At 62.0% G+C, this 11,141-nt stretch carries 9 protein-coding genes; 1 reads left to right on the forward strand and 8 read right to left on the reverse strand.

All coding sequences use genetic code 11. The features are described 5' to 3' along the window. Positions 1-22: 22 nt before the first annotated feature. Positions 23-2,053, forward strand: coding sequence for a 2Fe-2S iron-sulfur cluster-binding protein (locus tag JKA62_RS23625; RefSeq protein WP_011336680.1), 2,031 nt, complete (start codon positions 23-25; stop codon positions 2,051-2,053). 4 nt (positions 2,054-2,057) lie between these two features. On the opposite strand, the gene JKA62_RS23630 is transcribed toward JKA62_RS23625, so the two are convergent. From JKA62_RS23630 to JKA62_RS23665, 8 genes are read right to left on the reverse strand one after another with little or no spacing between them, the layout of a single operon-like run. Then, positions 2,058-3,188 (reverse strand): glycosyltransferase family 4 protein, encoded by a 1,131-nt coding sequence (locus JKA62_RS23630; protein WP_201819695.1) that lies wholly within the window; start codon positions 3,186-3,188, stop codon positions 2,058-2,060. Then, positions 3,189-4,319: a glycosyltransferase family 4 protein gene (locus tag JKA62_RS23635; RefSeq protein ID WP_201819696.1), complete on the reverse strand. Its 1,131-nt coding sequence runs from the start codon at positions 4,317-4,319 to the stop codon at positions 3,189-3,191. Continuing rightward, positions 4,303-5,670 carry a glycosyltransferase family 4 protein gene (locus tag JKA62_RS23640; RefSeq protein ID WP_201819699.1) on the reverse strand — a complete coding sequence of 456 codons (1,368 nt, stop codon included), beginning with the start codon at positions 5,668-5,670 and terminating at the stop codon, positions 4,303-4,305. The genes JKA62_RS23635 and JKA62_RS23640 overlap by 17 nt, the downstream gene beginning before the upstream one ends. Further along, a complete protein-coding gene (locus JKA62_RS23645) occupies positions 5,667-6,917 on the reverse strand; it encodes an ABC transporter ATP-binding protein (protein ID WP_011336676.1) in 1,251 nt (416 codons plus the stop codon). Before JKA62_RS23645 ends, JKA62_RS23640 begins: the two co-directional genes overlap by 4 nt. Then, complete coding sequence (locus JKA62_RS23650; protein ID WP_011336675.1) at positions 6,917-7,714, reverse strand: ABC transporter permease; 798 nt, start codon at positions 7,712-7,714, stop codon at positions 6,917-6,919. Before JKA62_RS23650 ends, JKA62_RS23645 begins: the two co-directional genes overlap by 1 nt. Further along, positions 7,715-9,157, reverse strand: a complete 1,443-nt coding sequence (locus JKA62_RS23655; protein WP_201819701.1) for a mannose-1-phosphate guanylyltransferase/mannose-6-phosphate isomerase — start codon at positions 9,155-9,157, stop codon at positions 7,715-7,717. Between the two features lie 3 nt (positions 9,158-9,160). Next, complete coding sequence (gene gmd, locus JKA62_RS23660; RefSeq protein ID WP_011336673.1) at positions 9,161-10,132, reverse strand: GDP-mannose 4,6-dehydratase; 972 nt, start codon at positions 10,130-10,132, stop codon at positions 9,161-9,163. Continuing rightward, positions 10,129-11,043, reverse strand: coding sequence for a GDP-mannose 4,6-dehydratase (locus tag JKA62_RS23665; protein WP_201819704.1), 915 nt, complete (start codon positions 11,041-11,043; stop codon positions 10,129-10,131). The genes gmd and JKA62_RS23665 overlap by 4 nt, the downstream gene beginning before the upstream one ends. Between the last annotated feature and the right edge of the window lie 98 nt (positions 11,044-11,141).

Consider the following 11,141-nt stretch of genomic DNA (forward strand, 5'->3'; position numbering starts at 1 on the left):
ACGGCGCAGGGGAGAGACCGTGATGGAACGTTCACCGTGGCACGCTGGCGAGCAACAGTTGCAGGCCCATGTCGGCGTTGCCGAGCGCATGGAGGAATTCGGTCGTAAGGTGATTCGCACCTGGATGCCGGATCAACACCGCCAGTTCTATCAGCAATTGCCTTTCATGCTGTACGGCGCGGTGGATGCCGAAGGTCGCCCCTGGGCCAGTGTGCTGGAGGGGGAGCCGGGCTTTGCTCACTCTCCCGAGCCGACGCAACTGCAGTTCGCCAGTCTGCCGGCTGCCGACGATCCGGCACAGTTACAGGCTGGCGCAGCGATCGGTCTGCTTGGGATCGAACTGCACACCCGCCGGCGCAATCGGCTCAATGGCCACATCGATAATCTCGACGCGAACGGCTTCGGGCTGACGGTCGATCAGTCGTTCGGCAACTGCCCGCAGTACATTCAGTTGCGCCAGTTTCAGCGAGTGCCGCTGACGGATCCGCAGACCCGCAAAGCCGAACACCGTGATAGCCTCGACGCCGCCGCCATTGCGCTGATTGAAAGCGCTGATACTTTCTTCGTCGCCAGTTACGTCGACGTCGACGGCGAGCGTTCGGTGGATGTTTCCCACCGCGGCGGTCAGCCCGGTTTTGTGCGAATCGAGGGTAATCGCCTGACGATCCCTGATTTTGCCGGCAACCTGCACTTCAACACGCTGGGCAATCTGCTGCTCAATCCCTTGGCCGGGTTGCTTTTCATCGACTTTTCCACAGGCGATGTGTTGCAGCTCAGCGGTCGCACCGAGATCATTCTTGACGCGCCGCAGATCGAGGCCTTCCAGGGCGCCGAACGGTTGTGGACTTTCGAGGTGGAAAAACTGGTTCGGCGTCCGGCAGCGCTGGCTCTTCGCTGGCGCTTCGACGGCATGTCACCCACCAGCCTGCTGACCGGTAACTGGGCCCAGGCCGATGCACGATTGCAGGCCAAGGCATTGGGGGACAGCTGGCGGCCATTGCGCGTGGCAAAAGTCGAAATGGAAAGCCGTCACATCCGCTCGATCTATCTGGAGCCGAACGATGGCGCAGGACTGCCGGTGTTTCTCGCCGGGCAGCATCTGCCGCTGCGGTTCACCCTCGATGGCGAGGTGCACATCCGCACCTACAGCCTGTCCGGCGCGCCGTCGGACGATTTTTTCCGGATCAGTGTCAAGCGCGAAGGACGGGTGTCGACGCACCTGCATGAGCAGATTCGCGTAGGCGATGTGCTGGAGGCGCGCTTGCCTCAAGGACATTTCACCGTCGCGGCACTGGAGCGCAAGCCATTGGTGCTGCTCGCCGCCGGCGTCGGCATCACGCCGTTGCTGTCGATGCTGCGTGAGGTGGTGTATCAGGGCCTGCGGACGCGACGGATTCGTCCGACCCTGTTTGTTCAGAGTTCCCGCAGCCTCGCCGACCAGCCGTTCCGCGCAGAGGTGGATCGGTTGCTGGAGGATGCCGGTGATGCCGTGAAAGTGTTGCGAGTGCTAAGTCAGCCGGAAGACGATCTGGTAGAAGGAAAAGACTTCGACCTGCGTGGTCGTATCGATGGCGATCTGTTGCGCAATCTGCTGACCGACGAGGACTTCGATCAGGTCGACTTCGTGCTCTGCGGTCCCGGCGGTTTTACCCAGGGTATTTACGATATCTTGCGCGAACTGAATGTGCGGGACGGGCAGATCCATGCCGAAACCTTCGGCCCTTCGACCCTCAAGCGCCAAGCCGATCCGGACGCGATCGTGATGGAACAACCGCCGGCTGCGACCACGTCGGTGCCGGTGCTGTTCGAGCGTTCGGCCAAGGAAGCGCGCTGGCAGCCCGACGGCGGCAGTTTGCTGGAGCTGGCGGAAAGCCGCGGCCTGCGTCCGGAATTCAGTTGTCGCGGTGGTTCGTGCGGCACCTGCAAGACGCGGCTGATCAGCGGCGCGGTGAATTATCCACAGCCTCCGGCTGAAGTACCGGAGGAAGGGCAGGTTTTGATCTGCTGCGCGGTGCCGGCCCAGAGTGCCCAGCCGCTGGTGCTGGATCTGTAACGGATCAGGCGTAGGACAACGCCTTTTCCTCCAGCAGCTCCTGATACAGCTCGGTCCATTTGCGGCCCATTTCATCGGCTGTGAATAACTGCCGATAGCGGGCCTCGGCCTTGAGGCCCATTTCGGCAGCGAGGGCCGGGTCTTCCCACAGGGTGCGCATCGATTCGCGAAACGCCTGTGGATGACTCGGTGGCACCACCAATCCGGTTTCATTGTGGATATTGATGAAGCTGGTGCCGGTGCCGATCTCGCTGGAGATCATCGGTTTGCCGTACATCGCGCCTTCGAGCAGCGAAATGCCGAATGCTTCCGAGCGCAGGTGCGACGGGAAGACGATGGCGTAGCTCAGTTGCAGCAGGGCGACCTTGTCTTCATCGCTCAGACGACCGAGGAAATGAAGGTTGCGCAGGCCCAGCGCGGCGGCCTGGGCGTGCAGTTCCTGCTCCAGCGGGCCGGCGCCGACGATCACCACCGGGTAATCGACGTCTTTCAAGGCATCGAGCAGGATGTGCAGGCCTTTGTAATAACGCATCACCCCGACAAACAGGAAAAACTTATCCCCAAGCTGCTGCCGCCAACGGTTCATGCGTTCGACGTCGGGCTGTGGATAACCGGCCTTGTTCAAACCGTAGGGAATGACCCGGGTCTTGTCCTGGAACTGCTGCAACACATCGCTGGTGTGCAGATAGTTTGGCGAGGCCGCGACAATCCGGTCGGCACTGGCGAGAAAACGGTTCATCAGCGGGCGATAGAGTTTGAGCAGGTGCTTCTGGCGAATGATGTCCGAGTGATACGTCACCACCGTCGGTTTGTTTACGCCGCTGGCGAAATGCACCAGATCCATGAACGGCCACGGGAAGTGGTAGTTGATCACGTCGGCTTCGGCGGCCAGTTCGCGAAACTGTTTGAACACGCTCCAGGAAAAACCGGTAGAGGCGAACTGGATATCCAGTTTTGCCCGATGCACCTCGTGCTGGCAGAGACGCACCACCGCAGGTTCTGGATGGGCGCTGAGGGTCAGCACCTGGCCTTCGATACCGTGTTGGGCGCCACTCTCGCAGAGTTGAAAGATGACTTGTTCGATACCGCCGACCGAGTCAGGCAGGTACGTCTTGAAGAAATGAAGAACTCGCATTCAACCTCCCATGGCCTGGTGGTAGGCGCTGGCCGTGGCCTGCGCGCAACGCTTCCAGGAAAAAAGCCGTGCCTGCTGCAATCCGGCTTCCCGGCATGCCTGCCAGTGCGCTTGGTCATCGATCAGTCGGCTCATCGCATTACACAAGCCGTCTGCATCGTCAGCTTCAATATAGTTGCCGGCGTCTCCCGCCACTTCCGGCATGGCCGAAGAACGGGTGAGCACCACCGGCGTGCCGCTGGCCATCGCTTCCAGCACCGGCAGGCCGAAACCTTCATAAAGCGACGGAAAAATCAGCGCCCGGGCACCGGCCAGCAATTGCGCGACTTGCTCATCGGGAAGATAGCCGAGCAGGCACACGTGCCCGCAAGCCAGGGCCTGATTCAATTCCTCACTGAACTGGTCGCGCTGCCAGCCGGCCATGCCGACGATCAACAGCGGGAAACGCTGGCGCACGGGGTCCGGTAACAGCGCGTGGGCGCGCAGGGCCAGGTTCAGGTTCTTGCGTGGCTCCAGAGTGCCGACGCAGAGGAAATACTCCCGATACTCGACCGCATGGGCCTTGAGCACCGCATCGATGTCTTGCGGATCGCGCGGATGGAAACGCGCGGCAACACCCAGCGGCGCGACCACGAAGCGCTCGGCAGGCAGTCCGAAATAGTCCCGGGCCTCGTCAGCGATGGCTTGCGAGTCGGTCAGAATGATCCGCGCCTGGCGTACGCCGTCGGCGAGCCGCCGTTCGATTTCCCGCAGCCGTGCCGGCGGCTGAGTCTCGGGGAAATGCAGGTGTGTGAGATCGTGCAGGGTAATCACGGTCGGGCCATCGAAAGCCAGCGGCCACAGGCTCGGTTCGTGATACAGATCGACCGGCTGCGCAGGGCCCTGATCAAAGCGTTTCTGCTCCAGCCACCGGCGGGCCTGATAGGCGCCGGGGATCCGCCGCAGCAGCGGCGTCAGGCGCGAATAACCGGGCATCGCCGCTTCCGGCAGTTGCGAGCTCCAGCCCCAGCCGTGGAACAGCGCCACTTCGATATCGGTTTCAGCGTGCAAGGCATTCACCAGTTCGGCCACGTAATGACCGATACCGGTGCGTGGTGCCTGGAGAATGCGGGCGTTAAGGGCTATGTGCATGTTGCCTCGCCGGCACCTGAGGTGCCTCCAGTACATGGCGCGCGGTACGCTCGACCAGTTGCGCGCTGGCTTCACGCCAGCCAATCCATTGCCAGTCGCTGACATCGCGGGCGGCGGGGAATCGACCGCTGCGCTCAAAGCTCTGCAGCAGATCGGCGAGGCTTTGTGGCGACTGCAGGTCGAAATACGCCATGAACTCGCCACCGATCTCGCGAAACACCGGGATATCGCTGCCCATCGCCGGCAGCCCGCGCTGCATGGCTTCCACCAGCGGCAGGCCGAAACCTTCGACGAACGAGGGAAACACCAGCGCGCTGGCATGGGCGTAGGCGTGTTCGAGGCTGGTGTCGCTCAAGTCGTTGAACATGAACAGGCGTCGGTTCAGTTCGGGATGATGATGGATCCGGGCCAGCAGTGCGTCGCACTTCCAGCCAATGCGCCCGGCGATGCACAACCGGGCGTTCGAGCCGTTCGTCCAGGCATGGTCGAAGGCATCCAGCAGATAGTCGTGGTTCTTGCGTGGCTCGATGGTGCTGACCATCAGGAACATCGGCTCCGGTGTCGCGAACAGCTGTTGCAAACGTGGTTCGACGGCGGCCTCGACGCTCTGCAGATCCAGCTCCGAACCGAGGTGAAAGTAGTCGAACCAGCGTTTGCCGACTTGTGCCGACCCGAGGCGACGCTGCATTTCTGCACGCAGCTGATCACGCACGGTGGCGGAAATGGCCATGAAGCCGTCGGCGTTGCGGGCGATCCAGTCGAACCACTCGCTGTACACCTCGACCAGCCGCGTGTCATAGAACTGCGGGTGGGACAAGGGAATCAGGTCGTAGATCACCGCAACGATGCCCATGCCTTCCTGTTTGAGGCGCTCGGCATGCAGGAAAAAGTCGGAATGCCAGGACGAATCCAGCAGCACCAGTTGATCGCCCGGCTGGTGTTGCAGCGGCTCGCAGCGTTGGGGCATTTGATAGCGATTGACTAGCCCGACCAGCCGCAGCGGTAGCCCGAATGCACCGAACGAGGTCAGGCGATAGCCGACGTACAACACGCGTCGTGCCAGTTTTGTGCGGCAACGGGTGTCCAGCCGTTGATGCAGCTGCCAGAAACGATGAGCCAGCCGTTCCAGACGCTCGCCAAACGTGACGATGGCATTGAACAGCGGCGAATCCAGCGGCGCCAGACGCTTCACTCGGTACAACTGGCCCTTGAGCAGAACCACCGGCACGCATTCGACCCCTTCGGCGCTCGGCGGCAGCTGTTTGATGACGTTGCGCACCACCCGCTGAATCCCCGAATTGACCTTCGGGTGTTTGAACACGTGGGTGCATTCGACCAGCAGGCGGGTCATGGCGCACGCTCCGCGAGGCTGTCCGCGTGGCGGGTGATCGAGGTGCTGGCGCCCAGCCAGGAACAGCCGACGAAATCTTCCTGACGGTTGTTGATCACGTGGAACACCAGCCCGTAGTCACGCCATTCGAAGTTGCGGTCCAGGTGCGAGTCCAGTCGCGACAGGCTCAGGGCCACGGAGTAATTGCCCTTGCCCAGGCCCATGACGAACGCGAAGCGATAGGTGATGCGCTCGCCCGCACGCAGGTCTTCCAGCGCCTGATTCTGGCGGTGGGTATTGATGCCGTACATGGCCTGGCCCAGGCGATCCTTGATCATGAAGCCGAGCACCAGCCGCTCGATGTCCTGGCGAATCTCTACCTCGACTTCCAGGGTCACCGGCTGACCGACTTCGGCAGCGTCGATGGAACGTTCGCGTTCATCGAGCAGGCGTACGCTGAGGATCCCGGCCTCGCCGGTGCCGGACACGGTGCGCACTTGTCCGCCGTCGAGCAGTTCCTGGCGCACGGTCTGGCCTTCGCGTTCAGCAAGCAGGGCGTTGTAGTAATCCATGACCGCTTCGGGCTTGTCGTGCATCACCATGTGGCCGCCTTCGAGCAGGATCGCCGAGTCGCAGATCGACTGGATCGCCGAGCGGTCGTGGGACACGATCAGCAGCGTGGTGCCAGCCTTGCGGAAGCTGCGGATGCGGTCGAAGCTCTTGTGCTGGAAGTAGGCATCGCCCACCGACAGCGCTTCGTCGACGATCAGAATGTCCGGGCGTCGCGCGGTGGCGACGCTGAAGGCCAGGCGCATCTGCATGCCGCTGGAGTAGGTGCGCACCGGGTGATCGATGGCCTCGCCGATTTCCGCGAAGCGTTCAATGTCCGGCATGAGTGCTTCGATGTCTTCGACCTGCATGCCCAGCAGTTGCCCGGCCATCACTGCATTCTGCCGACCGGTGAAGTCCGGATGAAAACCCATGCCCAGTTCCAGCAGCGCCGCGACCCGGCCCTCGAGCTGAATCTGGCCGCAGGTCGGTTGGGTGGTGCCGGTGATCATCTTGAGCAAGGTGCTTTTTCCGGCGCCGTTGACCCCGACAATGCCCACCGCTTCACCGGGGGCGATTTCGAAATTCACGTCCTGCAGCACCCAGTGCTGGCGATGGCGCATCGGCGAAAACGGAATCAGCCATTCGGCCAGGCGACTCCAGCGGGTGGGGTACTGCTTGTAGGCCTTGCCCAGGCCTGTGACGCGTATGTGCCCCATCAGAGTTCATCCACCATTTCGCCGACCCGCCGGCGAAACAGGCGCAGGCCGACCGCGCACAACAGCAGGCCGATCACGAAGATCGGCAGCAGCGAACTCCATACCGGCCACTGACCATAGAGAAACAGATTCTGGTAACTGCCGATCAGGTTGGTCAGCGGATTGAGCTGCAACAGGCGCTGCACCCACTCGGGCAGGATGCTCAGCGGGTACACGATCGGCGTCAGCCAGAACCAGAATTGCAGACAGATGGCGAACAATTGCCCGACATCGCGAAAGAACACGTTGAGCACGCCGAGGATCATCCCCAACCCGGCGCAGAACAGCACTTGCAGCGCCAGCAACGGCACCAGTGCCAACAGGGCCATGCCCGGCCAGCGTCCGGTGATCAACAGAAAGCCGAGGAACAGGCCGATGATGATCGCGAAGTTGATTCCGGCATTGAGCAGCACGATCACCGGCAGGCACAGGCGCGGGAAGCTGATTTTCTTCAGCAGGTTGGCGTTTTCCAGAAACATGTTCTGGCTGCGCAGGGTGATTTCCGAGAACAGGCCCCAGGTCAGCAGCCCGGCGCACAGGTAGACGCTGTAGGCCATGCCGTCGTCGACGCCGGGCAGACGGGCGCGCATGATGTGGGAAAAGATCACCGTGTACACGATGATCATCGACAGCGGGTTGAGTACCGTCCACAGCGCGCCGAACAGCGAATTGCGATACCGCGCTTGAAACTCCCGCTTGACGCTACCGAGGATGAAACCCCGATAGTCGTGCAGCGAGCGGTACAGGGAAAGCAGCATTCACACCGTCCTGCCGTATTGGTCTTCGAAGCGGACGATGTCGTCCTCTCCCAGGTATTCGCCACTTTGCACTTCGATGATCACCAGGTCGATCACGCCGGGGTTCTCCAGACGGTGCTTGTGACCGGCGGCGATGAACGTCGATTCGTTCTTCGCCACCAGCGTCGTGCCGCTGCCATTGTTGGTGACCTTGGCCATGCCTTCGACCACCACCCAGTGTTCATTGCGGTGATGGTGCATCTGCAGCGACAGCTTGCCGCCGGGTTTGACCACGATGCGTTTGATCTTGAAGCGCGGGCCTTCCTCGAGCACCGTGTAGGTGCCCCACGGACGGCTGACCGTGCGGTGCAGGCGATAGGCTTCGTGGGATTTGTCCTTGAGCTGCTTGGCCACCCGCCGCACATCCTGCGCACGGTCGGCGTGGGCTACCAGTACCGCGTCGGCGGTGTCGATGACGATCAGGTCTTCCACACCGACGGCGGCCACCAGCCGGCCTTCGCTCTGAACGAAGTTGTTGCGGCTGTCGATGAAGATCGCCTCGCCGCTCGCACGGTTGTTATCAGCGTCGGCCGGCACCAGCGCAGCAACTGCGCCCCAGGAGCCGATGTCGCTCCAGTCGAAACCGGCGGGTACCACCACGACTTTCTCCGAGCGTTCCATCAAGGCGTAGTCAATGGAGATGTCGGTGATCTCGGCGAACAGCTGCGTGGACAATTCCTGTTGCAGACAACCGGCGGTTTCCACCGGTTCGCTGGCGGCCATGCAGGCGCGCGTCTGTTCCAGCAACTCGGGGGCGTGCAGCGCCAGTTCGGCAATCACCGTTGCGGTGGAGAAGCAGAACATCCCCGAATTCCACAGAAAGTTCCCGCTTTCCAGGTAATGGGTGGCGGTTTGCAGGTCGGGTTTTTCCACGAAACGCTGCACCTTGGCCGCGCCCCGGTCGTTGAGCGGTGCGCCGGTCTCGATGTAACCGAAACCGGTTTCCGGGGCGGTCGGCACCACGCCGAAGGTCACCAGATAGCCGTCCTTCGCCAGATTGACCGCGTGTTCGACCGCGCTTTTGAGCGCCTCTTCATTGACGATCAAATGGTCGGCGGGCATCACCACCATGATTGCCGCATCACCGTGCAGGGCTTGCAGCGACAGTGCCGCCGCCGCAATGGCCGGCGCGGTGTTGCGCCCGGTGGGCTCAAGCAGGAAGTGCCCGCGATGGCGGGACAGGTGCGCGGCCTGATAGTGATCCTTGCTCTGGAAGTAATACTCGCGGTTGGTCACCGTGACAATGTCGCCCCAGCCGTCCAGCAGCGCGGCGGCGCGCCGGTAGGTCTTGCCCAGCAGCGACTGGCCGTCGGGCAGGGTCATGAACGGCTTGGGATGGCCCTCCCGGGACACCGGCCACAAACGGGTGCCGGCACCGCCGGACAGAATCACGGGGATCAGCATGGCCTACTCCTTGGCGACGCGTTTCATGTCCGCATCCATCATCATGCGGATCAGGGTGTCGAGGTCGGTTTTCGGTTTCCAGCCCAGCACGCGCTGGGCCTTGGCCGGATTGCCGAGCAGCACTTCGACTTCGGCCGGGCGGAAAAACGCCGGGTCGATCTTCACGTAATCCCGATAGTTGAGGCCGACGTGATCGAAGGCGATGCGACACATCTCGCGCACGGTGGTGGTGACGCCGGTGGCGACCACGAAATCGTCGGGCTTGTCCTGTTGCAGCATCAGCCACATGGCCTCGACGTAGTCACCGGCGAAGCCCCAGTCGCGCTTGGCATCGATGTTGCCCAGGGCCAGCTCCTGCTGTTTGCCCTGTTTGATCCGGGCGGCGGCATCGGTGACCTTGCGGGTCACGAATTCGATGCCGCGCAGGGGTGATTCATGATTGAACAAAATGCCGCTGCTGGCGTGCAGGTTGAAGCTTTCACGGTAGTTGACGGTGATCCAGTGGCCATAGAGTTTGGCCACGCCGTACGGGCTGCGCGGGTAGAACGGGGTGTTCTCATCCTGTTGCTCGGCCTGGATCAGACCGAACATTTCGCTGGTGGACGCCTGATAGAAACGCGTGTGCGGGCTGAACTGACGGATCGCTTCGAGCAGGTGAGTCACGCCCAGGCCATCGACGATGCCGGTGGTTACCGGTTGGTCCCAGGAGGCGGCAACGAAGCTCTGGGCCGCCAGGTTATACACCTCGTCCGGCGCCGACTTGATCACCGCGCGCTGCACCGAGCAGGCGTCGGCCATGTCGCCGTCCAGGTAAACGATGTCGGCTTCAACGCCCATCTCGCGCAGACGCCAGCGCGAGTCGCTGCTGCGCCGTGCCACGAGGCCGTGAACCTTGTAACCCTTGTCGAGCAACAGCTTGGCCAGATACGCGCCGTCCTGGCCGGTGATCCCGGTGATCAATGCACTTTTTGTCATTGTTGTTGTACTCGCTTCTCCCAGTCGGACAGGATCGCCCGCAGGGATTGTTGTGTAGTGATTTGCGGCGTCCATCCTGTGGTCCGGGCCAGCCGTTGGTGGCTGCCGCAGACGCGACGCTGATCCGCGCGGCGCATGCGTGCCGGATCCTGAACCAGTTGCAGCTTGACCTGGGCCAGGTCGCCCATCTGTTCGATGAGGCTGCGGATGCTTTGCTCATGACCTGAGCAAATGTTGTAGACCTGTCCCGGCGTGCCTTTTTCCAGCAGCGCAAAATAGGCCGAGACCACGTCGCCGACGTCGAGGAAATCGCGGGTGACATCGATATCGCCGACTTCCAGTTGCGGCGCTTGCAGCCCCTGCTTGATGCGGTTGATCTGCCGTGCGGCGCTGGCGATGACGAAGCTGTCCTTCTGCCCGGTGCCGATGTGATTGAACGGACGCGCCACCAGCACCGGCCAGCCTTCGCTCAACCCCCATTGCAGGCTGAGAAATTCCGCCGACAGTTTGCTCACGGCGTAAGGATTGCGCGGGCAGGGTGGTTGTTGTTCGGTGATCGGCAGCGCGGGTTCTTCGACCTGGCCGTAGACATCGCCCGAGCTGACATACAGGAACGTGCCCTTGAAGCCGCGCGCCTTGAGGGCCTGCAACAGGTTCAGGGTGCCGAGCAGGTTGATGTCGAAGGTACGTGCCGGATCGCGGAACGCTTCAGGGACAAAGGTCTGGCCGGCGAGATGAATGACCGCATCGGGCAGTTGCGGCCAAAGGTCGATGAGGCTGTCCGGGTTTGTCAGGTCGTAGGGTGAGGCGGCAGACAGCAGCTCCCACGACGCGTCTTCCCCCTGCAGGCGTGACTGGATGTGTTGTCCCACGAATCCACTGAGACCCGTGATGAACAGACTTTTTTTCAAACAGCGACCCCTTGGTCTTTAACGTTCACCTTTCCCACAGGCTTATAGGGAATGAGCTGTCGGATCGTAGGAATAATTCGGCAGAACCGTAGGTGAAG

This window comes from Pseudomonas sp. B7, assembly GCF_016735645.1.
Classification (GTDB): domain Bacteria; phylum Pseudomonadota; class Gammaproteobacteria; order Pseudomonadales; family Pseudomonadaceae; genus Aquipseudomonas; species Aquipseudomonas glycinae.

Bases quoted from the DNA above. Each gene is read 5' to 3' on its own strand.
- JKA62_RS23650 (WP_011336675.1), bottom strand. From the start codon at position 7,714: ATGCTGCTTTCCCTGTACCGCTCGCTGCACGACTATCGGGGTTTCATC.
- JKA62_RS23640 (WP_201819699.1), bottom strand. From the start codon at position 5,670: ATGACCCGCCTGCTGGTCGAATGCACCCACGTGTTCAAACACCCGAAG.
- JKA62_RS23625 (WP_011336680.1), top strand. From the start codon at position 23: ATGGAACGTTCACCGTGGCACGCTGGCGAGCAACAGTTGCAGGCCCAT.
- JKA62_RS23645 (WP_011336676.1), bottom strand. From the start codon at position 6,917: ATGGGGCACATACGCGTCACAGGCCTGGGCAAGGCCTACAAGCAGTAC.
- JKA62_RS23635 (WP_201819696.1), bottom strand. From the start codon at position 4,319: ATGCACATAGCCCTTAACGCCCGCATTCTCCAGGCACCACGCACCGGT.
- JKA62_RS23655 (WP_201819701.1), bottom strand. From the start codon at position 9,157: ATGCTGATCCCCGTGATTCTGTCCGGCGGTGCCGGCACCCGTTTGTGG.
- JKA62_RS23630 (WP_201819695.1), bottom strand. From the start codon at position 3,188: ATGCGAGTTCTTCATTTCTTCAAGACGTACCTGCCTGACTCGGTCGGC.
- gmd (WP_011336673.1), bottom strand. From the start codon at position 10,132: ATGACAAAAAGTGCATTGATCACCGGGATCACCGGCCAGGACGGCGCG.